Here is a 24892-nt window from a genome sequence, read left to right as displayed (position 1 = left end):
GGGGTGTGCGTCATTGGAAGGCTATGGAGAGGCGCAAAATTTTCCGCCTAATTCGTCACAAGGTCAATATGGTTTTTGTTGTAATAATTTCTGCTCTAATTAATTTTGTGTTAGGTTGACGGGCATTTCACGGAATTCACCCTGACATTTGAGGAGCGAAATGATGAATGACGAGCTGGATATCAAGTCTCTGGTGGCCGAGTTACGTGTGGTCAGAGTGCGCTATGAACTGCCGGATACCTCGGCTTTTGTGCGCTATCAGCCTGCCTATGATGAAGACCCGAACAACCTCAAGGTACACCACTATGATGGTGAGTTACCCCTCTCTTGCAGTGAGACAGGTACTTTCAACCTAAAGGAGTTGGTGAATGAATTACGCTACGCCTATGTGCTGGTGCACCTCTTTCCTGACGAAAGTGCCATGAACTTCTATCTGACTGGCCTCGATACCGGCCTGGCACAGCTGGAGTTCATCGGTGGCTCTTACGACTTCAACCGCCTCTGGATCACCAGCGGTATCTCCAATCTGGGCGTCCCCATGGCCATCTTCCTTGGCAAACGTCACGCCGTGAATGGCCAGCCCTCGGTTTCGCTGGTGGATCACCGCGAACAAGCAGCTGGCAAACTGGTCTATCGCGCCATCGGCGGTGCCGGTGATCATGTGGGCGAAGACTTTTTCAACAACGACTAAGGAGGCTGGATGCGAGCAAGCAAAGGGCTATTGAAAGGCCTCAACCCGACCATGGCCATGACGGCCCTCACCGTGATCACCCTGTTTTTGCTGTTTGGCGTATTTGTTCCCGATACCGCGGCCGCCTGGTTTGTCGGTGCCAAGGATCAGATTATTGCCGGGTTCAAGTGGTACTACATTCTGGTGGTCGCCCTGTTCCTGTTCTTCGCTGTCTACCTGATGTTCAGCCGTTTTGGCAGCATCCGGCTGGGTGACGACGACCAGGTACCGGAGTTCGGCTACTTCGCCTGGTTCTCCATGCTCTTTAGCGCGGGCATGGGGATCGGTCTGGTGTTCTGGAGCATCGCCGAGCCGATGAACCATCTGCAGGGCAATCCGTTCATTACCGAAGGGATGACCCCGGAGGCGGCCCAGATCGCCATGCGCCTCACCTTTTTCCATTGGGGCCTGCACCCCTGGGCCATCTATGTGATCGTCGGCCTGTCACTGGCCTTTTTCAGCTACCGGCGCAAGTTGCCGCTGGCGATCCGCTCTGTGCTTTACCCCATCCTTGGCGAGCGGATTTACGGTTTTTGGGGCCATGCGGCCGATGTGCTGGCGGTGTTCGGCACCGTGTTCGGGGTGGCGACCTCCCTTGGTCTGGGGGTCTCCCAGATGAATACCGGCCTCAACCAGATGTTCGGTATGGACGTATCGCAGTCCAACCAGCTCTGGTTGATTGGTGGCATCAGTCTGATCGCCACTCTGTCTGCGGTCTCCGGGGTCGGGCGCGGGGTGAAGATCCTCTCCGAGCTCAATATCTGGCTGAGTGTCTTCGTGCTCGCGCTCTTTCTGGTGCTGGGGCCGACCACCTATATCCTCAACGCCTATGTACAGAACATCGGTGATTACCTGCAGAACATCGTCAAACTGAGCTTCTGGACCAACACCGAGGCCAACGGCACCTCGGCCTGGCAGTCGAGCTGGACGGCGTTTTACTGGGGCTGGTGGATTGCCTGGGCGCCGTTTGTCGGCATGTTTATCGCCCGCATTTCCAAGGGGCGTACTATCCGCGAGTTTGTGCTCGGTGTGTTGCTGGTACCCTCGCTGCTCGGCATGTTCTGGCTCACCGTGTTTGGCGGTACGGCGATGAATCTGGAGCTGTTTGGCGGTGGCGGCGTGGTCGCTGCGGTCAATCAGGATGTGACGCTGGCGCTCTACAAGACGGTCGAGCTGCTGCATTGGGATACCTTCGGCTGGATCGCCAAGGCCGTGCTAACCCTGCTCATCTGCACCTACTTCATCACTTCCAGTGACTCGGGTACGCTGGTTATCACGACTCTGCTCTCCATCGGTGATCAGGAGCCGCCGGTACTGCACCGCGCCGTATGGGGTCTGGGGCAGGGGCTGGTTGCCGCTATCCTGCTGGTTTCCGGCGGCCTGGCAGCCTTGCAGGCGGCCAGCATCATAGCGGCGCTGCCGTTCTCGGTGATCATGCTGGCGATGTGCTATTCGCTGATGCTGGGGCTCAAGCAGGAGAGCCAGCGCCAGTTCGAATATCGCCAGAATCTCAAGCGCCACGATGGCTCATCCCATATGAGCCTGATGGAGCGAATTGGTCCGGCATAACACCACCAGCAGGGGTTAGCGCCCCTTTACATATAAACTTGGATGCAAAACGGCCGCCCTGGCGATGCTCTCCTTGCGGAGCTCATCATCAGGGCGGCCGTCTGTTATGGGGCCGAGGTTACTCCTCGATAAAGGTCCACTCATCCTTGATGCGGCTAATGGCATCAGTGCGCTTTTTGGCGAGCTGCTCCTTGATCTCTTCTCCCTTGTAACCGGCCGCCACTATCTCTTTCACCGGCACCGCCTGGGCGGCAGCCAGCGCTTCGGCCACATAGTCCGGCTCGGCGTAGACCCGCTCCTCGAAACCGGTGCGGCCGTGGAAGTCGGCGCGGCAGGCATCCAGCAACTGAGCAAAGCGCTCGGGGCGACGCCAGGCATCAGCCTTGTCGAACACCTTGAGCAGGGTGGCGGGTTTGAGCTCAAAGGCGATGTGGATGTGGGTATGCAGATCGCTCACCAGCAGCGCCAGATCCCGGCACTCGTTGGGTACCCGGAACCGTTCGCACAGGGCGCGAATAAGCGGCAGCCCCTTCTGGCCATGACCGTGATGGCTTGGCCAGAACTCCTTGGGGGTTACTCCCTTGCCAAGGTCATGGCAGAGGGCAGCAAAGCGGACGGTCAATTCCGGAGAGATCCGGCACGCCTGCTCCAGCACCATCAGGGTGTGGATGCCGGTGTCGATCTCCGGGTGCCACTTGGCCGGGGCGGGGACGCCAAACAGCGCATCAATCTCTGGGAACAGCGCCTTCAGGGCGCCGCACTGGCGCAGCACCTCGATAAAGATCTGCGGGGTCGGCCCCAGCAGCACTTTTTCCAGCTCCTTCCAGACTCGCTCCGGCGTGAGGTGGGCCAGCTCGCCGGCGGCCGTCATCTCGCTCATCAGGGCGAGGGTCTCCGGCGCTATGGTAAAGCCCTGAGCGTGGAAGCGGGCGGCGAAGCGGGCGACCCGCAGGATGCGCAGCGGATCTTCGGCAAAGGCGGGAGATACGTGGCGCAGCAGCCGCTTTTCCAAATCCTTGATGCCACCGTAGGGATCATGGAGCTGGCCCTGATCATCTTCGGCGATGGCGTTGATGGTGAGATCCCGGCGCAGCAGATCCTGCTCCAGCGTCACATCGGGGGCCGCGTGGCAGACAAAGCCGGTGTAGCCCTGACCCTGTTTGCGCTCGGTACGGGCGAGGGCATACTCCTGCTGGGTTTTGGGGTGCAGAAACACGGGAAAGTCGCGACCGACCTGGGTAAAACCCAGCGCCAGCATCTGCTCCACGGTGGCGCCGACCACCAGATGATCCCTGTCGCCCTGCGGCAATCCCAGCAGGCGATCCCGCACTGCGCCCCCAACCAGATAAGTCTGCAAACCGTCTCTCCCGTCATCAATCGTGGGGCCGAGTATATCGTCTTTGTTACCGCTTTGCTGCCTGACCACCACCTGCCTGCAGCGCCAGTCAGCGCGGCTTTGACTTGGGCGTGACGAGGCCTTACGCTGCCGCACCAGACAGCTGGCACTGTGCTGCGGGATGGTGTTATGCCCGCGTAGGCCAGATGAGCCGAAGGAACCGCAGAGTTCCCCTTATATCAACGACATGAGAACAACGTGAATCAATCAACCTTCGCAAGCCGGGTTCTGGAGTGGTACCAGCTTCATGGCCGCAAAACCCTGCCCTGGCAGCAGGAGAAGACCCCTTACCGGGTCTGGGTCTCGGAGATCATGCTGCAGCAGACCCAGGTCGCTACTGTGATCCCCTACTACCAGCGTTTTATGGCGCGCTTCCCCGATGTGGTGGCGCTGGCCGATGCCCCTGTCGACGAGGTGCTGCACCACTGGACCGGGCTGGGCTACTACGCCCGGGCCCGCAACCTGCACAAGGCGGCCCAGCAGATCCGCGATCACCACCATGGTCTCTTTCCCGAGAGTTTTGACGAGGTGATGGCGCTGCCGGGCATTGGTCGCTCAACCGCCGGGGCCGTGCTGTCGCTCTCTCTGGGTCAGCCCCACGCCATCCTTGATGGCAACGTGAAGCGGGTACTCACCCGCTGGCTGGCGCTGCCGGGCTGGCCCGGCCAAAAACAGGTGGAGAACGAGCTGTGGGAGATCGCCATCCGGCTGACTCCCAAACTGGGGGTGGCGCAATACAATCAGGCGATGATGGATATTGGGGCGACGATCTGCACCCGCAGCAAGCCTGCCTGTGATCGCTGTCCGGTGCGGGGCGATTGCCAGGGGCTGTCGCAAGGCAACCCCACGGCCTACCCCAACAGCAAGCCGAAGAAGAGCATTCCGGCTCGCGATGGCATCATGCTGCTGATCCGTCACGGCGATGAGCTGCTGCTGGAGAAGCGGCCGCCACAGGGGATCTGGGGCGGGCTCTACTGCTTCCCGCAGGTGGCCTCGCTGGCGGAGGTGGATGGTCTGCTGGCGTCCCTTGGCCTGAGCCATCACGGTTATCGTGAACTGGCCGGTTTTCGCCATACCTTCAGCCACTTCCATCTCGATATTCAGCCGCTGCTGATTGACATTGATGAGGCGCAGCCGCTGCGGCTCATGGAAGCAGATAACCGACTCTGGTATAACTTACGCCATCCTGCTGAGGTGGGGCTGGCGGCCGCCACGGCCCGCCTGCTCGCCTATCCAGAGTTACAACCATAGAGGTCAACATGAGCCGTACTGTATTTTGCCAACGCCTGAAAAAAGAGGGCCCAGGTCTGGATTTCCAACTCTATCCCGGCGAGCTCGGCAAGCGGATTTTTGACAACATCAGCAAGGAAGCCTGGGCCGAGTGGCAGAAGAAGCAGGTGATGCTGATCAACGAGAAAAAGCTCAACATGATGAATCTTGAGCATCGCCAACTGCTGGAAAAAGAGATGGTCAGCTACCTGTTTGATGCGGGTGAAGTGCAGATCGAAGGTTACACCCCGCCTGCCCAGTAAGCTCTCCGGCTGTTGTACGTGTGAACAGGTGCGGGAATGGCGCCACACTGGCGGACCGCTCCTGAAGTCGCAGCAAATGAATGATGGGCAGCTCTGCTGCCCGGTTTGAGGATCCTATGGGCCGAATTTTTTGGCTGCTGTGCACCCTGCTGTTTCTCTCTGCCTGCTCATCTTCCCCCAAGCCCAGCGGGAGTGAGGATGACGATCTGGTCAACGGCAAGGACATCCGCGGTTTTGAACACATGATCAGCGCGCTCTCCCATAACGTGAACGAGATATGGGGGCGGGAGGCGCTGTTTGCGGGCAAGTTTGACTACGTAAAATACACGGATCAGTACAAGAGCCGGGCCCACATCGACTTCTCCAGCGGCCACATCATGGTGGAGACGGTCTCGGGCATCGATCCCCGCGCTCACCTGCGTCGCGCCATCATCGAGACCCTGCTGACGCCGGACGATCCGGCCGAAGTGGATCTTTACTCCGACCGGGAAATTCTGACCGGCGGCGAGCCCTTCCTCTACGGTCAGGTGCTGGACAATCAGCGCCAGCCAATCCGCGCCTCCTGGCGCGCCGAGCGTTATGCCGATTACCTGCTCAACACGGCGATGAAGAAGCGCACTTTGGGGATTCGAACCATCTTCTTCGTTGATATTCCCATGGTGGCCAACCATGAAGATCGACGGGGCTACAAGTATGCGGGGATCATCCGGGAAGCGTCGCGCAAATACGGCGTGCCGGAGAGCCTGATCTATGCGGTGATCAAGACCGAGAGCAGCTTCAACCCCTATGCGGTGAGCCATGCCAACGCTTATGGCCTGATGCAGGTGATCCCGGCTACCGCCGGTCGTGACGTCTATGTTCGGGTCAAGGGCAAGAACGGCCAGCCAACCCGGGAGGAGCTGTTCAACCCGGCCTACAACATCGATGTCGGTACCGCCTATCTGCACCTGTTGCAGACCGTCTATCTGGCGGATATTCAGGATCCGCGCTCCCGTCGCTATGCGGTAATCTCCGCCTATAACGGTGGTGCGGGCGGGGTGCTCAATACCTTCTCCAGCGATCGCAAGGCGGCGCCGGGCCGGATCAACCGGCTCTCCCCCGAGGCGGTCTATCAGGTGTTGACCGAGCAACATCCCAAAGAGGAGGCGCGCCGTTACCTCTACAAGGTCAATCAGGCCGAGAAGGGGTTCAAGAGAGCCTTTGCAAGTCGGGCCGGTTAAGCGGTGACGCTGGGTTAACCATGCAAAAGGGCGCTTGATATCAAGCGCCCTTTTAACGTCTGGCCAGTTCGTCGTTGAAGTGGCCTTATTTGGCAATAAAGCCGCCCTTGGTCTGCGGGGCCGCGCCCACTTTCTCCAGGGTTTTGACTTCCACTTCGGTCTTGTTCCAGCTGTGGTCCACTTCACCACGGATACGGATCTGATCATCCGGGCCCACTTCGGTGCCACGCCACACATCCTGATCCACTTCGACCTCCACCTCACCGCTGGCATCGCGGAACAGATAGTTCTCGCCGCCCAGGTGCTTGACCAGTTTCCCTTCCAGGGTGGCCCAGCTGTCATCTGCCAGATCTTTCAGTTGAGCAACGGAAACCTTGTTCTGCTCTTGCGGTCCGGTATAGGCCGCCATGGCAAAAGAGGAGACAGACATCAGGGTCAACAGTCCGATTACGCTTGCGCTTGCCTTGTTCATTTCATACTCCTGTCGTTGGTATGGGGGCATTGTGCCGGGGGGGGCGTGAAACAAGCGTGAAAGAAATAGGCTGGTGTGATTGTCTGTTTTGTGAGCGCAAGCGATTTCATCGGTGGCGGAACATGTGTGATTTCATCTGGAACTGTAATCTGTCGCCTTCACCAGAAGTCAGTGGCAGCAGACTCTTCCCATGCCTGCCGCCACTCGAGGAGAAGTCCGCAGGTCTCACCTGCTTAATCGAAGAGCATAACAATATGAAAAAATGGCTTGTTTGTTTATTGGGGTTAATGGCATTAACCGCGCAAGCGGCAGAGGGACGCCAACCTTTTTCCCGGGTCGTGATGTTTGGTGACAGCCTCTCCGACACCGGCAAGATGTACAAAAAGATGCGGGGGTATCTCCCCTCCAGCCCACCCTACTTCAACGGGCGCTTCAGCAACGGCCCAGTGTGGCTGGAGCAGTTGGGTGACGAGCGTTTCCCCGGTCTGGTCGTGGCCAACGAGGCGGAAGGCGGTGCAACCGCGGTGGCCTATAACCATCTGGGGGCTCTGAATGGCTGGCTCGGTTTCTGGTCCTGGGATCCCAAATATCAGGTGATCAACAACCTCGATTACGAGATCGATCAGTTCCTGAAAAAGGACAAGTTCCGCCCCGATGATCTGGTGGTGATCTGGGTCGGTGCCAACGACTATCTGGCCTATGGCTGGAACACCGAGCGGGATGCGGATCGGGTGATCGATACCATCCGGCTGGCATCCAACCGGTTGGTGCTCAACGGCGCGCAGCAGATCCTGCTGTTCAACATTCCTGGTCTGGGGCAGACCCCGTCAGCCCGCAGCATGAAGGTGGTGGAGAAGGTGCGCCATGTGGCCAGCTACCACAACCAGAAGTTGCAGAACCTCACTCGCGAGCTAGCTCCCCTTGGCATCGTGAAGCTGTTCGAAGTGGACAAGCAGTTTGACGAGATGATGCGCGATCCTCAGCAGTTCGGGCTGAGTGACACAGAACACGCCTGCTACGGTGGCGGCTATACGTGGAAGCCGTTCTCCGGCAGCGCCGCCGAGGTGGCTGCGACCCCGGCTTTGAGTGTCTCCGAAAGAGTGGCTATTGCCGGTAACCCGATCCTGGCGCAGGCGGTGGTGAGCGGGCAGGCAAAAGGGCGAGCTGCGACTCTCAACTGCGATGAGCATATGTTCTGGGATCAGGTGCATCCGACCAAGACGGTGCATAAGGTACTGAGCCAGCGTGTTGCTGACTTTATCGATCAGCACTACGAGTTTGTTCGTCACTGATATCGCTTCGGGCCAGCATGTTGCTGGCCTTTTTCTCCTATCCGCCCTCATTTATGCGTCTTTTTGCGTCACATTCAGTTCAAATAACAAACGTTTGTTGCTGTTTTTGTAACGTGGTTGCGTTAGAGTGTTTTTTGTTAATTGATATCAGTGACTTGAAAATAGGCTAACGTTGATATGCTGCGATCGCTTTTGGGTGGTTGCACCTATAAGACGAGGTGATATCAATCAACCTCCTCCTACATAAAGTTGCAGAGGCTCAAACATGAAAAAATCATTGATTACCTTGCTGGTTACCGGCTTGCTGGCGGCCAATGCCCAGGCTGCCGGTCAAGACAACACCTGGTATGGCGGTGCCAAACTGGGTTGGTCCAACTTCTACGGCATTGATGAAAGCAATGCCCTGACCCTTGGCAATGAGACCAACGATGCCTTGGGTGCAGGCGTGTTTGGCGGTTATCAGATCAACAAGAATCTGGGACTGGAGCTGGGTTACGACTATCTGGGCAATTACAAATACGATGCCACTACGGCGGCAGGCGCTTTCAGCGATGAAGTAAAAGCGCAGCTGGCTCAACTGACCCTGAAACTGGGCTTCCCGGTTACCGATAATCTGGATCTGTATGGTCGTGTCGGTGGCGGTTATGGCTGGGCTGATACCAAGAGCGATGTTTACAAAGATGACAGCCGCTTTGTCATGGTCGGTGCACTGGGTGCCGAGTATGCGTTCAATCTCGACTGGGCCGCTCGCCTGGAGTACCAGTACACCACCCCGTATGGCAGCCGCGATGATACCGGTCTGAGAATGGATAACGGCCTGCTCTCACTGGCAGCGGTTTATCGCTTTGGTCAGGTTGCCCCTGTGGCGCCCGCCCCGGCTCCGGAACCTGCTCCTGCACCTGTGATGGTTGAGAAGCAGTTTACCCTGAGCTCCGATGTGCTGTTTGACTTCAACAAGGCGACCCTCAAGCCAGAAGCCAGTCAGGCACTGGATAGCCTCTATAGCCAGATTGAAGAAGCACGACCCAAGGATGGCGTGGCAACCGTAATTGGTCACACCGACCGTATCGGTTCTGATGCCTACAACCAGAAGCTCTCCGAGCAGCGTGCCCAGACTGTTGCCAACTATCTGGTTGGTAAAGGGATCCCGGCCGCCAAGATCAATGTGGAAGGGCGTGGTAAATCCTCACCGGTTACCGGCGACAGCTGCGTCAGCAAGTCCAAGCGTGAGCTGATCGTCTGCCTGGCTCCGGATCGCCGTGTTGATGTGAAAGTCGAAGGTGTCAGCGAGGTGCAGGAGTAATCCTTTACACTGAGAAGGTCTCCAATGGGGCTGCAATGAACAGCCCCTGTCGGAGCAAGAGAGACCAAAAAGCCAGTCAGTTGATCTGACTGGCTTTTTACATTGGCATTGCGGTCGGGCAGGGGACAAATCAGGAAGGGAGTGGCATCACCCGGTTGCGCCCCAGCTCCTTGGCCTTGTAGAGCAGCTTGTCGGTACGTTCGACCAGGCTGTCAGCGCTCTCCTGACCGTTGAACTCGCCCACGCCAAACGAGGCTGTGATGTGGTCGATGCGCCGGCCCGATTTGCGATCCAGAATCGACATCCGCTCGATAGCCCGGCGCATGCTCTCTGCCATCTGTCTGGCCAGCGCCAGCGAGCGATGGGGTAACAGCAGGGCAAACTCTTCTCCGCCAATCCGGTAGGCGGTGACCCCCTCTTTGCTGGCATCGCGCAGCCGTTTGCTGAAGGCGCGCAGGACCTGGTCGCCGAGCAGGTGGCCATACTCGTCGTTGAAACTCTTGAAACGATCGATATCAGTCAGGATCAGCGAGAAGGATTGCTGGCTGCGGATCAGCCCCTCCAGCTCCAGATCGAAGGCGCGGCGGTTGAGCAGGCTGGTGAGGGCATCTTCGTTGGCCAGCTTGCGTGTCTCGTTTAGGGCTGCCCGCAGCTCCTTGATCTCTTTCTCCGCATTGCTGAGCTGGTTGCGAAAGTGCATGGTGGACATGCGCACGTCCCGCGATTCGCGCACCAGCTCCCGCAGGATCCCCATGGTGTCCTCCAGACTGAGGCCCTCATCGTCGATCTTGCTCAACTTGTCGAAACTCTTGTCGAGCATCTCCTGAAACATGCCGGTATCGGAGATGGCGTCCTGCATGGAGTGGCCTAGCTCGTTGGCCATGGCGGCGAGGCTCAGTTTCATCGCCTCCATCTGCTTCTCGTCCTGAGCGGCCAGATACTGGTGATAGAGGCGCTCGCAGGTCGTGAGCGAGCAGGTTCCCTGCATTTTGACTGCCTGATCAATCGCCTGGTTGAGCTCGGGCATGCTGGCCGAGACATAGTTGTACCACAGGTGGTAATTGTCCGGCGTCGTGGGGATCTGGTACTTGATCATCAAAGGGACCGCCTGTTTGAGATAGGCGGCGGATTGGGCAAATGTGTCCTTACTCATGAGTTCTGTGTCTCATCATGCCAGCGAACTGAAGATAGTATGACAGAGAGATTGGCCAAAAGGCAGCCGATGGATGCCATTCGCCCCCCCCTCCGATATAATGGCACCGTTACCACCTACCCTAAGGCCTGCTTATGTCTCAAAAAGATCCTTTCCTCGAACGCGAGGCCGAAAAATACGATAACCCCATCGCCAGTCGCGAGTTGATCCTGGAACTCATCAAGGGCCATGAAAAGCCCATGTCCCGTGAAGAGTTGGCCAAGGTCCTCAAGCTGAAAGATGAAGAGCCGTTGGAAGCCTTGCGTCGTCGTCTGCGCGCCATGGAGCGTGATGGACAACTGGTATTCACTCGCAACCAATGTTATGCCCTGCCGGATCGCCTGAATCTGGTCAAAGGTTATGTAATCGGCCACAAGGATGGCTTCGGTTTTCTGCGTCCGGAAGGTGGTGGTCCGGATCTGTATCTGAACAACCGAGAGATGCAACGCCTGATGCATGGCGATTACGTGCTGGTACAGCCGACCGAGATTGACCGCAAGGGTCGTCAGGAAGCGCGTCTGGTGCGCCTGCTCAAGTCCCGTGAGGCAGACATTGTCGGCCGTTACTTCGTCGAGAATGGCGTTGGTTTCGTGGTGCCGGATGACAGCCGTATCGGCCAGGACATCATCATCCCGGAAGGGGAAAACAAAGGGGCTCGCCAGAGCCAGGTCGTGGTTGTGCGGATTAACCAGCGCGCCACCTCCCGCATCAATGCCGTCGGTACCGTACTGGAAGTGTTGGGTGAGAACATGGCGCCGGGCATGGAGATCGAAATTGCCCTGCGTACCCACGGCATTCCGCACACCTGGCCGGAAGAGGTGACCAAAGAGGTTGCCGGTCTCGGCGAGCAGGTGCCGGAGAAAGCCAAAGAGGGCCGCATCGATCTGCGCGCTCTGCCACTGGTGACCATCGACGGGGAAGATGCCCGTGACTTCGATGACGCCGTCTTCTGTGAAGCCAAGCGTGGTGGCGGCTGGCGCCTGTGGGTGGCCATTGCTGACGTCTCCGCTTACGTGAAGCCCGGCACGGCGCTGGATGCCGAAGCCTATCAGCGCGGCAACTCCGTCTACTTCCCCGAGTTCGTGGTGCCCATGCTGCCGGAGGTGCTCTCCAACGGCTTGTGTTCCCTGAACCCGCAAGTTGACCGTCTCTGCATGGTGTGCGAGATGACCATCTCCGCCGCTGGTCGCATGTCCGGCTACAAGTTCTACGAAGCGGTAATGAACTCTCACGCCCGTCTGACCTACACCAAGGTGGCGGCGATCCTCGACGGCGATCCCAAGCTGCGCCAGCAGTATGATCCGCTGGTGGGCCATATCGAGGAGCTCAACAACCTCTACAAGGCGCTCAAGCATGCCCGTCACCAGCGCGGTGCGGTGGAGTTCGAGAGCGAGGAGACCCGCTTCATCTTCAACGCCCAGCGCAAGATCGACCGCATCGTGCCGCTGGTGCGCAACGATGCCCACAAGATCATCGAAGAGTGCATGATCCAGGCGAACGTTGCCGCGGCTCGTTATATCGAGAAGAACGAAGCCTTTGCCCTGTTCCGGGTGCACGACCGTCCGGGCGAAGAGCGTCTGACCGGTTTCCGCGACTTCCTGGCCGAACTGGGTCTGGAGCTCAAGGGCGGTCTCGAGCCCGAGCCGAAAGATTTCGCAGAGCTGGCTGCCAAGTTTGAAGGTCGCCCGGATGCGGAGCTGCTCTCCACCATGCTGCTGCGCTCCATGCGTCAGGCCATCTATCAGGCAGACAATATCGGTCACTTCGGTCTGGCGTTGAAGTCCTATGCGCACTTTACTTCGCCAATCCGTCGCTACCCCGACCTCATCCTGCACCGAGCGATCAAGTACCAGACCGCCAAGGAGCAACAGGGCAACCTGCGCCACAAGTGGACCCCGAGCGGTGGTTATCACTACCAGCTGGAAGAAGTGGACCCTATGGGCGAGCACTGCTCCATGACCGAGCGCCGTGCCGACGATGCGACCCGCGATGTGGCCGACTGGCTCAAGTGCGAGTACATGCTGGATCACGTGGGTGACGAGTTCGACGGCGTTATCGCCAGCGTCACCGGCTTTGGCTTCTTTGTCCGTTTGGCGGAGATCCACATCGACGGTCTGGTGCACGTCAGCACCCTCACCAACGACTACTACCAGTTTGATCCCCTGCACATGCAGCTGATTGGCGAGAACTTCCGCCGTCGCTACCGTCTGGGTGACAAGGTGCGGGTCAAGGTGATGGGCGTGAACCTGGACGATCGCAAGATCGACTTCGTGATGGTGGAAGAGCCGCTCAAGGCCACCGGCAAGAACGCCAAAGAGATGGCGCGCAAGCAGGCCGAGATCAAGAAAGAGAAGGCCAAGAGCGCCCAGCGCCACGAAAAACGTAAAGAGGGCAAGGATCACGGCAAATCCGACAAGGGTGGCCGCGCCAAACCGAGCAACAGACGACCGAGCAAAAAGGCTCGCGATAAGGCCAAGAGCACTAAATGAGTACTGAACTGATCTACGGCATTCACGCTGTCACCGCGCTGCTGGAGCGCACCCCGGAGCGTTTCATCGAGGTATGGGCGCTGAAAGGGCGGGATGACGACCGGCTGCAACCCCTGCTGACCGAGCTGGAATCCCTCGGCCTCAAGGTGCAGAGCGTGAACCGCAAGACCCTTGATGACAAAGCGGAAGGCAACAATCACCAGGGCATCATGGCCCGGGTGAAAGAGGCGCCGAAGCTCGCCGAGCACGACCTGGCCAGCCTGCTGGACGAGCTGGCGGCACAACAGAGCCAGCCCTTCCTGCTGGTGCTGGATGGCGTGACCGACCCGCACAACCTCGGCGCCTGCCTGCGCAGCGCCGATGCTGCCGGGGCTCATGCGGTCATCGTGCCGCGGGACAAGGCCACGGGTCTCACCCCGATCGTGCGCAAGGTTGCCTGTGGCGCCGCTGAAGTGGTGCCGCTCATTCAGGTCACCAACCTGGCCCGCACCCTGCGCGAGCTGCAGGAGCGCGGCGTCTGGATTGTCGGCACCGCTGGCGAGGCCGATCACGACCTCTATCAGGCCAAACTGACCGGCCCGATGGCGCTGGTGATGGGTGCCGAAGGTAAAGGTATGCGTCGCCTGACCCGCGAACATTGCGACGAGCTGGTGAGCATCCCGATGGCAGGGGCGGTATCCAGCCTCAACGTCTCGGTGGCAACCGGCGTTTGCCTGTTTGAAGCCGTGCGTCAGCGTCGCGGTTAATCATGCTGACTGACAGACCCCCCTTCGATTGGGCGCAGGTCGCAGATAGAGAGGAGGCCGCGCGCCTCCTCTCTTTTGCCCGCCCGCTGACCCTCAGCCCGAAAAGCTGCCTCTGGCACGCCGGTGACAGCCCGGATCTGCTGGTCAGGGTGGAGCAGGGGCTGCTGCGGGCCAAGCTGGTGCTGGAGGATGGCCGCGAGTACATCAAGGAGTTCTATTGGGAGGGGGACGAGTTTCTCGACTTTCACCACCTGCTCAGTGGCGAGCCGGCCCGCTACAGCGTGGAGGCGCTGGAGCCCTGTCGTCTGCAGCTGTTCAGTCTGGCCGACCTGCGCCAGCTGCCCGGCTGGCCGCGCTGGTACCAGCACCTGCTGGAGGTGCAGCTGCGCATCAAAGAGGAGAAGGAGCAGTTGCTGCTGACCGGCAGCCCGCAGGCACGCTATCAGCACTTTCTCGACAGTTTTCCTGCTCTCGATGCCAGAGTGCCAGACCACCAGATTGCCGCCTATCTCGGTATCACTCCCATTAGTCTGAGCCGCATTCGCAAACGGCTGAAAGAACTTAACAAAGGTTAATGCAGGGCGCTGGCGCCACGATTATGCTGGCAGGCCGAACTGATAAGGAGTTGCCGATGAACTGGATCCTGAAACCCTGGTCTGAACTGACCACAGACGAGTTGTATGAGTTGCTGGCGCTGCGGGCCGAGGTGTTCGTGGTGGAGCAGACCTGCCCCTTTCAGGATCTGGACGGGCTCGATCGCCGCGACGGGGTCTGGCACCTGCTCGGTTATCAGGGCGAGCTGCTGGCCGCCTATGCGCGGATCATGGCGCCCGGCATCGGTGATGAGAGCGGTGCCGCCATCGGCCGGGTGGTGACATCACCCAAGGCGCGTGGCGGTGGTCTCGGTCACCAGCTAATAGGCGAGGCAGTCAAGGCGTGCGAGGCGCGCTGGCCGACTCACAGCATCTGGCTGGGGGCGCAGGCTCATCTGCAGGGCTTCTATGGCCAGCACGGTTTTGTGGCGGAAGGGGAGGGCTATCTCGAAGACGATATCCCCCATATGGGGATGCGCAGAGTGGTGGCATAACCACTCGTCAGAGTGATTCAGAATGCAGAAGGGCCATCCCGCGGGATGGCCCTTCTCTTTATCGCCAGGCGATCACTTCTTCTTTTTCTTCTTGGCGGACTTCTTCTTGTCGACCGGCTTTTTCTTCTTCACCGGTACCCGTGCTTCCTTGTGTTTCGGGCGCAGCTCGTCGATCACCCGGCGCTTGAGGCGCTCCTCGGTGTAGCGCTCGATCTTGGCGACCATCGCCATGTCGTGGGCTTCCACCAGGCTGATGGCGCAGCCACGATTGCCAGCGCGGCCGGTACGGCCGATCCGGTGGACGTAGACATCGGCGCCGTAGGGCATGTCGTAGTTGATGACATGGCTGACGTTCGGCAGGTCGATGCCGCGGGCGGCGACGTCGGTGGCGATCAGGAAGGGTACTTCCCCTTCGTGGAACTTGCGGATCGATTCGATACGCTTGCTCTGCTCCATCTCGCCACGGATCCAGGCGCAAGAGATACCTGCAGCCTGCAGCTGGCCGGAGAGCTCCGCCAGACGCTCGCGAGTCTTGACGAAGATGATCGCTTTCTGGGTTTCCGGATCTTTCAGGATATGGGTCAGCAGCGCCAGCTTGTGGGCGGCGTCATCAGCCAGATGGATCCACTGGGTGATGGGGCGACGCTCGCTGCGGGGCGGCTCGGCGTGCAGCTCCACCGGATCCTTGAGGATCTCGTTGGCGAACTTCTCAAGGCCGGCCCCTTCCAGAGTGGCGGAGAAGAGCATGGTGTGCTTGCGGTAGCGCGCCTCTGCCACGATGCGGTTCACATCCTTGATAAAGCCCATGTCCAGCATGCGGTCCGCTTCGTCCAGCACCAGCACCTCGATGTCGTGGCTCTCGAACTCCTCTTTCTCGATGTACTCGAGCAGACGGCCCGGGGTGGCGACCACGATGTCGGTGGTCTTGGTCAGGGCAGGCAGCTGCTCTTCATGGCTGACGCCGCCGATGATGGTCTCGATGCTGAGGTTGGTGTGAGCCGCCAGCGCCTTGGCATGGGCGGTCACCTGCAGCGCCAGCTCGCGGGTCGGGGTCAGGATCAGCATGCGGCAGGGGCCCGGCTTGCGGCGCGGGAAGTCCAGCAGGTGCTGGAGTGCCGGCAGCAGGAAAGAGGCGGTCTTGCCGGTACCGGTCGGAGCGGATGCCAGAATATCGCGGCCGTCCAGGGCTGGCTCCAGCACCATCTGCTGGATGGTGGTGGGGCGGGTGAATCCCATCTCGGCCAAGGCCCGGTTGAGGGCGGGGTGCAGGTCGAAATCATCAAAGGACTGGCTCATGGCAATACTCGGTCATTAAGGAAACGGCAGATTATAGGCGATTATCTCGTCGGCTCCTATTGGTGAGTGTGTCTTAGCCGCTATAATCGCCCACCATTTTTGCAGATGACGGGGGCCAGATGGGGCGTAGTCGCGGATTTACCTTCAAACAGTTCCATATCAATCACGATCGCTGCGCCATGAAGGTGGGCACTGATGGCATTTTGCTCGGTGCCTGGGCGCCGGTCGAACAGGCGCGTCGAGTGCTCGATATCGGCACCGGCAGCGGCCTGATCGCCCTGATGCTGGCCCAGCGCAGCAGATCTGACTGCCGTCTTGATGCGGTCGAGCTGGATATTAATGCGGCCAGTCAGGCGCGGGAGAATGCGGCTGCTTCTCCCTGGGCCGATCGGGTGACCGTCATAGAGAGCGCTATTCAGGATTATCAGGCCGACCCTTATGATCTTGTCGTCTCCAACCCTCCCTATTTCGTGGCAGGCCAGTCATTTAGCGATCCGGCGCGGGCGTTGGCCCGCCATACCGGCGCCCTCGACAGCCACGCATTACTGGCGGCCTGCGATCGTTTGCTGAGCCCGAACGGGCAGGTGGCGCTGGTGCTGCCGACGGCGATGGCCGATGAAATTTTATGCATTTCGGCGAATTATGATCTGCATGGCATTTGTTATACAGCTGTTATCACCAGAGAGGGTAAAGAGGCAAATCGTGTTTTATTGCTACTTGGCAGAGGATTAAACAGGTGTGAGAGGGGTGAAATTGTGATCCATTCTGCTAATGGGGCCTATTCCGACAGATATATCCAACTGACCAACCCCTTCTATTTGAAGATGTAAATTTCGTCTTGAACTATTTTTTCACGCCATTATGCTGGTTCCAGATCGAGCGCCCGCTCCAGACCAGCTAAAACCACTGGTTGCGATGAAAAAACATGCGGGGCTCTTTTTTTATACCCCCTGAACACACCCGGTCAGCGACCGATAAAAACTATAACAAGCAATAATTTACAAGACAGACGAGGTTGAACTTGACGAAATCACTCACATTGTCCGATGTACTCGGATTAGGGTTTATGACCTTCGCCTTCTACTTGGGCGCCGGTAACATCATTTTCCCGCCGTTGGCCGGTTACATGGCTGGTGAGCACCTCTCCCTGGCGATGTTTGGCTTCCTGGTCACTGCCGTGGGGCTGCCTCTGGTGACCATTCTGGCCGTGGCGAAAGCCGGTAACGGTTGGGCTGGCATGACCAAACTGCTGCCTGCCGGTGTCGCGACTGCGCTGGCCGTTGCCATCTATATCATCATAGGCCCGGCCTTTGCTGCGCCCCGTACCGGTCTGGTTGCCTATGAAATGGGCCTCAAGCCGTTCATCGGTGACATGGGGCAGGCGGGTCTGGCTGCCTATACCGTGATCTTCTTTGGTGTGGCCATTCTGGTCTCCATGAACCAGGGCAAGCTGATGGACGCCATCGGCAAATACCTGACTCCGGTACTGATGCTGCTGCTGCTGACTCTGGCGATCGGGGTATTTGTTGCGCCGCAAGGCACCATGCCTGATGCGTCCGGTGACTATCAGAACAGCCCCTTCGTGAAAGGGATCCTGGAAGGCTACAACACCATGGACACCCTGGCGTCCCTGATGTTTGGCGCTCTGATCGTCGATCTGCTGCGCCAGAAAGGCATCAACGATTACAAGAGCCAGTTCAAGTATCTGGCCATTGCCGGCCTTATCTCTGCCGTTGGTCTGAGCGTGGTGTACGTCTCCCTGTTCCAGCTGGGTAACACTGCAGCCGGTGTGGCGACCGATGTCAGCAATGGTGGCGCCATCGTCAACGCTTACGTACTTAGCCTGTTTGGTCAGCCGGGTCAGTTCATTCTGGCGGCCATCATCACTCTGGCTTGCTTCACCACTGCAGTTGGTCTGATCTCCGCTTGTTCCGATTTCTTCCACAATCTGACCGGCATGGCTTACAAGAAGCTGGTGGTGTTGCTGGGCGTTATCTGTGCCGTGGTGGCCAACGTGGGTCTGAGCCAGCTGATCAGCCTCTCCATTCCGGTGCTGGTTGCCATCTATCCCGTTGCCGTGGCGCTGGTACTGGTCACCTTCCTGAAGGGTTATTTCGGCCGTCCCCGTCTGGTGTTCCGTGGCGTGTTGATGGTTGCCTTCCTGTTCGGGTGCCTGGATGGTCTGGGTGCTGCCGGTATGAAGATGGATGCGTTTGCCTTCCTGCCGCTGTTCGACAAGGGCCTCGCCTGGCTGATGCCAACCCTGCTGGCCTGCGTAGTTGGCGTGATGGTGCGTCCGACCGAGATGGCTGCCGAAGCGGCCTGATCACACCCGATGTGATATTGCCAAGAGCCTGCCCCGTGCAGGCTCTTTTGTTTTCTATAAGCCTCGCTTCTCACCTCGCTTTGCGGCCGTAATTGTTACCGTATGCAGATAGCATCTGAGCAGCCGTATCTTGCCGCTATAACCCGTTCCCCTCTTCTTGCCTCCCATACGCCACGTGTGACACCTCTTTATGGAGCGCCGAGTTGTTCGGCGATTAATTCCGCAGCAGTAAATTGTTTCAAGATATTAATTGGTGATTGAGATCGAACTCCTCTTCTTTATGCTAAAGGTGGTGCGCCTCATCCGGTCTGCGGGCCGTGTGGGGGCGAGAGGTGTTGTTACCGGTTATCTGCCAGGCAGTGGGTGCAATCAATAACAAGCTGATAAGGCAGATGAGGTTGAGTTTGACGAAATCATTGAAGTTGTCCGACGTATTCGGATTGGGGTTTATGACGTTTGCCTTCTATCTGGGGGCAGGCAATATCATTTTTCCGCCGCTGGCCGGTTTTATGGCCGGTGAGCATCTGCTGGCCGCCATGTGCGGCTTTTTGCTGACGGCAGTGGGTTTGCCGCTGATCACCCTGATTGCGGTGGCCAAGGGGAGCTCGGGGGGCGGCGCGAGTGGCTGGACCGGAATGACCCGCTATCTGCCCGCCGGGGCGGCGACGGCGCTGGCCATCGCCATCTATATCATCATGGGGCCCGCCTTTGCCATTCCCCGCACCGGTCTGGTCGCCTACGAGATGGGGCTAAAGCCCTGGCTTGGCGATGCCGGTCATGCGGGACTGCTGATCTACACCCTGAGTTTCTTTGCGCTGGTTATCCTGGTGGCGCTCGATCGGGGCAAGCTGCTCGATGCGGTCGGCAAGTATCTGACCCCAGCCCTGATGGCGATGCTGCTTATTCTGGCGGTCGGGGTCTTTATGACGCCGCAGGGCACCATGCCTGATGCCAGCGGTGAGTACATAGATGCAGCCCTGACCAAAGGAATGCTGGAGGGGTACAACACCATGGACACCCTTGCCTCCCTGATGTTTGGCGCCCTGATCATCGGGTTGCTGCGCCAGAAGGGGATCGAGGATTATCGCAGCCAGTTCAAATATCTGACCATCGCAGGCTTGATCTCGGCGGTCGGGCTGTCGGCGGTGTATGTCTCGCTCTTTCAGCTGGGCAACAGCGCCGGTGGGGTCGCAAGCGATATCAGTAATGGCGGCGCCATCGTCAATGCCTACGTCCTGAGCCTGTTTGGCCAACCGGGTCAGTTTATTCTGGCTGCCATCATCACCCTGGCCTGTTTTACCAGTGCTGTCGGCCTGCTTTGTGCCGGTGCCGACTACTTCCATGGCCTGACAGGCTGGGCCTATCGCAACTGGGTGATCCTGCTGGGGGCGCTCTGTGCAGTGGTGGCCAATGTGGGGCTGAGCGAGCTGATTGGCCTCTCCATCCCGGTGCTGGTAGCCATCTATCCGGTTGCCATCGCGCTGGTGCTGGTTACCTTCCTCAAGGGATGGTTTGCCCAGCCACGGCTGGCGTTTCGCGGCGTGCTGACGGTCGCCTTTCTGTTTGGTTGCCTCGATGGGCTGGGGGCTGCCGGGATGGCGATGGATGGTTTTGCCTTCCTGCCGCTGTTCGACAAGGGGCTTGCCTGGCTGCTGCCGACTCTGTTGGCCTGCATCGTCGGCATCCTGGTGCGACTAAGCGGGAAGTTGGCTGCCGAAGCGGCTTGATTCAGAAACAACGAGATAGCAAAGAGGCCTGCATCTGCTGGCCTCTTCTGTTTCTGCCGGATCCGTTACCGGATCAGATTGGCGGGCCTTTCGGCTTGGGTTTGCCCTCCAGACCATACCAGTGGGTTTCTACCCGTCCGGCATGCCACTCGAAGGTGCCCCAGGGCTGCTTGGCTTCCCAGCGCGGGAAGTTGATTAGCACCCGGTTATCTTCGTACTTGTAGAGGGAGGTGCTGATCTGAATGTCCGACAGGATCAACAGCAGGGCCCAGCAGATGAAAATCCATTTCAATGCTTTCCACATAGGGTTACTCGAAGCAAATTTCGATAGTGGCGCGACCGAAATCTGATTCGAACGGCATCATGATCTTGGTGCCATCGGCACGGTGGGTAATGGTGTGGTTGGGGCCGGAGACGATGATGGGGGTCGCCATGTCAAACTCGTAGCCCTTCTCGCCCAGCATCCGCTTTGCACCACCGGTCACCATGTTGGTGATTTCACCGACCATGTCGGTCACCTCTTCGTTGATGTTGGCGGGAGCTTCCCCCAGCATGCGGCGCATGATCTCCAGCGCCAACCCCTTCTCGAAGCTGATGGAGAGGGAGCCACGGGTCTGCGGGCCGACCATGCCGATCAGGCCGGAGACGTCACCGCGCGCCAGCTCATCCATCTTGCGTTTCGGTTTGCCCGGTTTGAGTTCCAGCTGTGCCATGGTCGAGAGCACATTGAGCAGGGATAGCAGGAACGGATTTACAAAATCAGCCTTCATGATGACTTCCTACAGTGGGCGTACAACGGGCACATTGGCCATGTGCCTCTATCGTCTTATTGGTAATAGTAAAACCATGCAAGTGGGCCTGCTCGGAAAACGCGCTATCGATCGCCGTATCGTGAAGCTCGACCACATCCCCGCACTCGTCGCAGATCAACAACTGCATCGGGTGAGCGTGATCGAAGTGGCAGCAGAAGATAAACGCGTTGAGAGATTCCACCTTGTGAGCAAAGCCCTGTTCGAGCAAAAAATCGAGTGCCCGATAGACGGTTGGCGGCTTGGCATTGGCTTCGGTTTGTTGCAGCTGGGCCAACAAATCATAGGCGCTGATGGCGTTGCCGTGTGCCGCCAGCAGGCGAAATACCTGACGCCGGGTCGGGGTGAAGCGGATCCCTCGCTGTATACAGAGTCGCTCGGCTCGTTGTAAAAGTTGGTCTTGATTCATGATCGCGCAGATACCCTTTCTATTAGCCGGATACTATCACAGGGCCTCGCATGGCGCGGCGACAAAATTCATTTTCTGGGGCTGCTTCACGTTGTGATAAAATCCGCCCCTTTCTTTAGCCAACCCGGATGATTTTTATGCAGGCGCAGCGTTTTTCCATCGCCCCCATGCTGGACTGGACTGATCGGCATTGCCGTTACTTTCATCGACTGATGAGCCGCCAGACCTTGCTCTATACCGAAATGGTGACCACCGGCGCCATCATCCACGGCAAGGGTGATTATCTGGGTTACAGCGAGCAGGAGCACCCCATCTCCCTGCAACTGGGTGGCAGCAATCCGGCCGATCTGGCGCGCTGTGCCAAGCTGGCCGAGGAGCGCGGCTATGACGAGGTGAACATCAACGTCGGCTGCCCCTCCGATCGGGTGCAAAACGGCCGTTTTGGTGCCTGCCTGATGGGTGAACCGGCGCTGGTGGCGGACTGCGTCAAGGCGATGCGCGATGTGGTCGATATTCCGGTGACGGTGAAGACCCGTATCGGTATCGACGATCAGGACTCCTACGAATTTCTGCAGGCCTTTATCGAACAGGTGCGCGATGCCGGTTGCGATACCTTCATCGTCCATGCCCGCAAGGCGTGGCTGAGTGGCCTGAGCCCCAAGGAGAACCGCGAGATCCCGCCCCTCGATTATCCTCGCGTCTATCGGGTCAAGCAGGATTACCCGGAGCTCACTATCGCCCTCAACGGCGGTGTTACCTCCATGGAGCAGACCCTCGAGCATCTACAACATGTTGATGGCGTCATGATGGGGCGTGAAGCCTATCAGAACCCCTACATTCTGGCGCAGGTGGACAACCTGGTGTTCGGCCAGAACAACGCTGTGCCGAGCCGCCACGAGGTGGTGCGGATGATGCTGCCCTATATCGAGCAGGAGCTGGCCAAGGGCAACTACCTCTCCCACATGACCCGCCACATGCTGGGATTGTTCCAGAATATGCAGGGGGCCCGCGCCTGGCGCCGTCACCTGAGTGAGAACGCCTGCAAGCCGGGGGCGGATATTCAGGTGGTGCTGGATGCCATGGCCAAGGTGCCGGAGTTTACCGCCAGCGAGACGGCCGAATAAGCCAGTTGTGCCAAGGCAAGAGCAGCCAAAAAGCGCGTCAGTTGACGCGCTTTTTTTATTACTGTCGCTTCAATATCTGAACTGGTTGATCAGCCGCGAGAGATCCTGCAGCCGCTCTACCAGCAGGGTGATGCCATCGAGGGCCAGCCTGCTGTTGTCGGCGGTGTGGCTGGCAAGTTGGTGGATCTGGTGTACCCCTTCATCGAGCGTCGCCGTGACGTCGGCCTGCTGACTTACCGCCTGGGCGATCTCGTCGCTGGTGCGGGTTACCTGCCCCAGCATCCGGTTGATCTGGGTGAGCACGTCGGCGGTGATGCCCGAGTGCTGCTGGCAGCGCACCGAGGTCTGCGCCCCTTGCGTCATCCCGTCCGACAGCTGTCGTGTAGTCTGTTGTAGCGCCTGGATCATCTCGTGGATCTCGCTGGTCGAGGCTCGGGTCTTCTGGGCCAGCGCCCTCACTTCATCCGCCACCACGGCAAAACCGCGCCCCTGTTCGCCCGCCCGGGCGGCCTCGATGGCCGCATTGAGGGCGAGCAGGTTGGTCTGGTCGGCGATTTGGCTGATCACCTCCAGAATGCCGCTGATCTTCTGGCTGTCGCTGGTGAGCTGGGCCAGCACGGCATGGTTGGCATCCAGCTCCTGATGGAGTTGATTGACGGCGGAGCGGGTGGTCGCCAATGCTTGCAGCCCCTCGTCGGAGACCTGCTGCACCTCTATAACCAGATTGCTAGCCTCATGGGCACTGTGGGCCACATCGCGAATGGAGTGGCTCAGCTCGGTGATGGCGGTCGCCAGCTGCTCGCTGTGGGCGCGCTGCTGCTGCAGATGAGTATCAATGGTCTGGATATTGCCCCGGTCATCTTCGGCTGCCTGCAGGATCTGCTGGTTGGTGTCGGCGCTGCGCCCGACCACGGCCTTGAGCTCGGCCTGCTTCATCCGCAGGGCCAGTTCGACGGCCGCCAGAGTGTCGCGCCGTCGGGTGTAGAGCACCTGACAGAGGCGGGTTCCCTTGTCTTGATCGGCAAGGGTGAGCAGATGAGCCAGCCGTTGCTGCAATCGCCAGCCGTGGGTTGCCTGTGCCAACAGCAACAAGGCGGTGGGCAGCAGCCATAACAGGTTGCCGGTAGCAAAGGTAGCAAGGGTGGTGAACAAGGCAGAAGCGGAGAGCCAGAGGGTCAGCTGACCCGGTTCAATGTGACACCGGCTCAGCCAGGGAAGCGCTTTGCCGCTGCGCAGCAGGCCATAGAGCTGCTCGGCCCAGGCCACATCGCTGGCGGCGGGTTTGGTGCGCACCGACTGGAACTCGACGATCTCCTTCTGCGCATTGAGGATCGGGGTGACGTAAGCGTTTACCCAATAGAACTGACCGCTTTTGGCGCGGTTCTTGACCAGCCCCATCCAGCTTTTGCCCTGTCGCAGCCGCTGCCACATGTCGGCGAAGGCCACCTTGGGCATGTCGGGGTGTCGCACCAGATTGTGGGGCACCCCTTCCATTTCGGCAGCACCATACCCGGCCACATCACAGAAATGCTGGTTGGCATAGGTAATATGACTGGCGGGATCCGTGGTCGAGATGAGTGCGATGTTGTCGGGGAAGTGTATCTCCCCCTCCTGATGGAGTTTGGTCATGTGTCGTTCCTGAAAAAGCCAAATAACTGATAAATATATTTTTTATTGTCGTTCTCAGTTAATCATTCTAAGGCTCTTCAGTGACCCGAACTTGGCTTGGGTCAATTAATCAACACAATGAATTGATGAAGTGAGGGTCAGCTGGCCGGTGTGAAATCGTGAACTTCACCCTTTCTTGGGGCGAGGCGAGGATCATCATCTTTGTACTCATGTACAAGCTGCATGGTTTTGCAGAAGCTGGCCTGCTTGTCGTACTCCTGACGAGCCAACTCGATGGCCCGCTCGGCCCGGCGCCGTTCCATCTTGTCAGACTTGCGATCGCTGAACTGTTGTTGCTGGTGCAGCATCCAGCCGACAAACTCTTGCTGGCATTGGGATTCGCTGTTGGCCTGAGCAGGCAGGGTCCACAACAACGAGAGCAGTATCAAATAACGCATGTCTGACTGGGTATTGAAGATTAATTGAACAGAAGGGGCGGCATTTTAGGCTGGAAATCGTGGTGTGAACAGTGTCAATAGCGAGGCCCTGCGGGGCCTCGCATCGT

General features: G+C 58.8%; 24 protein-coding genes. 15 read left to right on the top strand and 9 right to left on the bottom strand.

The annotated features are described in order from the left end of the window. Positions 1 to 163 precede the first annotated feature (163 nt). Positions 164 to 691, top strand: a complete 528-nt coding sequence (locus BN1139_RS17560; protein ID WP_005335836.1) for a hypothetical protein — start codon at positions 164 to 166, stop codon at positions 689 to 691. A 9-nt stretch (positions 692 to 700) separates the two neighbouring features. Next, on the top strand, positions 701 to 2299 hold the full coding sequence (locus tag BN1139_RS17555) for a BCCT family transporter (RefSeq protein ID WP_005363036.1): 1599 nt from the start codon (positions 701 to 703) through the stop codon (positions 2297 to 2299). Between the two features lie 118 nt (positions 2300 to 2417). On the opposite strand, the gene BN1139_RS17550 is transcribed toward BN1139_RS17555, so the two are convergent. Continuing rightward, positions 2418 to 3656 (bottom strand): multifunctional CCA addition/repair protein, encoded by a 1239-nt coding sequence (locus BN1139_RS17550; protein WP_005354844.1) that lies wholly within the window; start codon positions 3654 to 3656, stop codon positions 2418 to 2420. A 237-nt stretch (positions 3657 to 3893) separates the two neighbouring features. Between BN1139_RS17550 and mutY the strand changes: the two genes are divergently transcribed. The 3 genes from mutY (at position 3894) to mltC (ending at position 6447) form a co-directional block, all read left to right on the top strand. Beyond that, on the top strand, positions 3894 to 4946 hold the full coding sequence (mutY, locus tag BN1139_RS17545; protein WP_005354841.1) for an A/G-specific adenine glycosylase: 1053 nt from the start codon (positions 3894 to 3896) through the stop codon (positions 4944 to 4946). Positions 4947 to 4954: 8 nt separating this feature from the next. After that, the gene (locus BN1139_RS17540) at positions 4955 to 5227 is read left to right on the top strand and encodes an oxidative damage protection protein (RefSeq protein WP_005335828.1); all 273 of its coding nucleotides are present in this window, start codon (positions 4955 to 4957) and stop codon (positions 5225 to 5227) included. Between the two features lie 116 nt (positions 5228 to 5343). Continuing rightward, entirely contained in the window at positions 5344 to 6447 is a 1104-nt protein-coding gene (mltC, locus tag BN1139_RS17535; RefSeq protein WP_005354839.1) for a membrane-bound lytic murein transglycosylase MltC, read from the top strand. Between the two features lie 85 nt (positions 6448 to 6532). On the opposite strand, the gene BN1139_RS17530 is transcribed toward mltC, so the two are convergent. Then, positions 6533 to 6919, bottom strand: a complete 387-nt coding sequence (locus tag BN1139_RS17530) for a YgiW/YdeI family stress tolerance OB fold protein (RefSeq protein ID WP_005335826.1) — start codon at positions 6917 to 6919, stop codon at positions 6533 to 6535. Positions 6920 to 7173: 254 nt separating this feature from the next. Between BN1139_RS17530 and BN1139_RS17525 the strand changes: the two genes are divergently transcribed. After that, entirely contained in the window at positions 7174 to 8211 is a 1038-nt protein-coding gene (locus tag BN1139_RS17525; RefSeq protein WP_013723458.1) for an SGNH/GDSL hydrolase family protein, read from the top strand. Between the two features lie 265 nt (positions 8212 to 8476). Then, positions 8477 to 9514 (top strand): porin OmpA, encoded by a 1038-nt coding sequence (gene ompA, locus BN1139_RS17520; protein WP_005335824.1) that lies wholly within the window; start codon positions 8477 to 8479, stop codon positions 9512 to 9514. A gap of 130 nt (positions 9515 to 9644) precedes the next feature. Here the strand turns inward: ompA and BN1139_RS17515 are convergent, their stop codons facing one another. Beyond that, positions 9645 to 10667: a GGDEF domain-containing protein gene (locus BN1139_RS17515; RefSeq protein ID WP_005363029.1), complete on the bottom strand. Its 1023-nt coding sequence runs from the start codon at positions 10665 to 10667 to the stop codon at positions 9645 to 9647. Between the two features lie 134 nt (positions 10668 to 10801). Here BN1139_RS17515 and rnr point away from each other — a divergent pair, with 134 nt between their 5' ends. Genes rnr through BN1139_RS17495 form a run of 4 tightly spaced genes read left to right on the top strand, consistent with a single transcriptional unit; the run spans position 10802 to position 15028 of the window. Continuing rightward, entirely contained in the window at positions 10802 to 13195 is a 2394-nt protein-coding gene (gene rnr, locus BN1139_RS17510; RefSeq protein WP_005354835.1) for a ribonuclease R, read from the top strand. Continuing rightward, on the top strand, positions 13192 to 13941 hold the full coding sequence (gene rlmB / locus BN1139_RS17505; RefSeq protein WP_005354834.1) for a 23S rRNA (guanosine(2251)-2'-O)-methyltransferase RlmB: 750 nt from the start codon (positions 13192 to 13194) through the stop codon (positions 13939 to 13941). Before rnr ends, rlmB begins: the two co-directional genes overlap by 4 nt. Before the next feature lie 2 nt (positions 13942 to 13943). Next, positions 13944 to 14516, top strand: a complete 573-nt coding sequence (locus tag BN1139_RS17500; protein ID WP_005354833.1) for a Crp/Fnr family transcriptional regulator — start codon at positions 13944 to 13946, stop codon at positions 14514 to 14516. Positions 14517 to 14572: 56 nt separating this feature from the next. Continuing rightward, a complete protein-coding gene (locus BN1139_RS17495) occupies positions 14573 to 15028 on the top strand; it encodes a GNAT family N-acetyltransferase (RefSeq protein ID WP_005354832.1) in 456 nt (151 codons plus the stop codon). Positions 15029 to 15100: 72 nt separating this feature from the next. Here BN1139_RS17495 and srmB read toward each other — a convergent pair whose 3' ends face one another. Continuing rightward, entirely contained in the window at positions 15101 to 16324 is a 1224-nt protein-coding gene (gene srmB, locus BN1139_RS17490) for an ATP-dependent RNA helicase SrmB (protein WP_005343175.1), read from the bottom strand. A 119-nt stretch (positions 16325 to 16443) separates the two neighbouring features. Here srmB and BN1139_RS17485 point away from each other — a divergent pair, with 119 nt between their 5' ends. From BN1139_RS17485 to brnQ (BN1139_RS17475), 3 genes are all read left to right on the top strand, one after another. Continuing rightward, positions 16444 to 17154, top strand: coding sequence for a tRNA1(Val) (adenine(37)-N6)-methyltransferase (locus BN1139_RS17485; RefSeq protein WP_005354831.1), 711 nt, complete (start codon positions 16444 to 16446; stop codon positions 17152 to 17154). Positions 17155 to 17345: 191 nt separating this feature from the next. After that, positions 17346 to 18650 carry a branched-chain amino acid transport system II carrier protein gene (brnQ, locus tag BN1139_RS17480; RefSeq protein ID WP_041202820.1) on the top strand — a complete coding sequence of 435 codons (1305 nt, stop codon included), beginning with the start codon at positions 17346 to 17348 and terminating at the stop codon, positions 18648 to 18650. Between the two features lie 449 nt (positions 18651 to 19099). Then, on the top strand, positions 19100 to 20377 hold the full coding sequence (gene brnQ / locus BN1139_RS17475; protein ID WP_005354829.1) for a branched-chain amino acid transport system II carrier protein: 1278 nt from the start codon (positions 19100 to 19102) through the stop codon (positions 20375 to 20377). Between the two features lie 73 nt (positions 20378 to 20450). Here the strand turns inward: brnQ (BN1139_RS17475) and BN1139_RS17470 are convergent, their stop codons facing one another. From BN1139_RS17470 to zur, 3 genes are read right to left on the bottom strand one after another with little or no spacing between them, the layout of a single operon-like run. Then, positions 20451 to 20681 carry a hypothetical protein gene (locus tag BN1139_RS17470; protein WP_005354828.1) on the bottom strand — a complete coding sequence of 77 codons (231 nt, stop codon included), beginning with the start codon at positions 20679 to 20681 and terminating at the stop codon, positions 20451 to 20453. Between the two features lie 4 nt (positions 20682 to 20685). Continuing rightward, positions 20686 to 21147: a chemotaxis protein CheX gene (locus BN1139_RS17465; RefSeq protein WP_005335807.1), complete on the bottom strand. Its 462-nt coding sequence runs from the start codon at positions 21145 to 21147 to the stop codon at positions 20686 to 20688. After that, positions 21137 to 21595, bottom strand: coding sequence for a zinc uptake transcriptional repressor Zur (zur, locus tag BN1139_RS21145; RefSeq protein WP_005335805.1), 459 nt, complete (start codon positions 21593 to 21595; stop codon positions 21137 to 21139). The genes BN1139_RS17465 and zur overlap by 11 nt, the downstream gene beginning before the upstream one ends. A gap of 137 nt (positions 21596 to 21732) precedes the next feature. On the opposite strand from zur, the gene dusA reads away from it, so the two are divergent. After that, positions 21733 to 22719 carry a tRNA dihydrouridine(20/20a) synthase DusA gene (gene dusA, locus BN1139_RS17455; protein WP_013723460.1) on the top strand — a complete coding sequence of 329 codons (987 nt, stop codon included), beginning with the start codon at positions 21733 to 21735 and terminating at the stop codon, positions 22717 to 22719. A gap of 69 nt (positions 22720 to 22788) precedes the next feature. On the opposite strand, the gene BN1139_RS17450 is transcribed toward dusA, so the two are convergent. Beyond that, positions 22789 to 24348: a methyl-accepting chemotaxis protein gene (locus BN1139_RS17450; RefSeq protein ID WP_013723461.1), complete on the bottom strand. Its 1560-nt coding sequence runs from the start codon at positions 24346 to 24348 to the stop codon at positions 22789 to 22791. 137 nt (positions 24349 to 24485) lie between these two features. Next, the gene (locus tag BN1139_RS17445) at positions 24486 to 24785 is read right to left on the bottom strand and encodes a hypothetical protein (RefSeq protein ID WP_013723462.1); all 300 of its coding nucleotides are present in this window, start codon (positions 24783 to 24785) and stop codon (positions 24486 to 24488) included. Between the last annotated feature and the right edge of the window lie 107 nt (positions 24786 to 24892).

Source organism: Aeromonas veronii bv. veronii, assembly GCF_000820225.1.
In the GTDB taxonomy this organism is placed as follows: domain Bacteria; phylum Pseudomonadota; class Gammaproteobacteria; order Enterobacterales; family Aeromonadaceae; genus Aeromonas; species Aeromonas veronii.
Note: the sequence above shows the minus strand (reverse complement) of the source record. Positions and strands in the feature narration are given on the sequence as shown.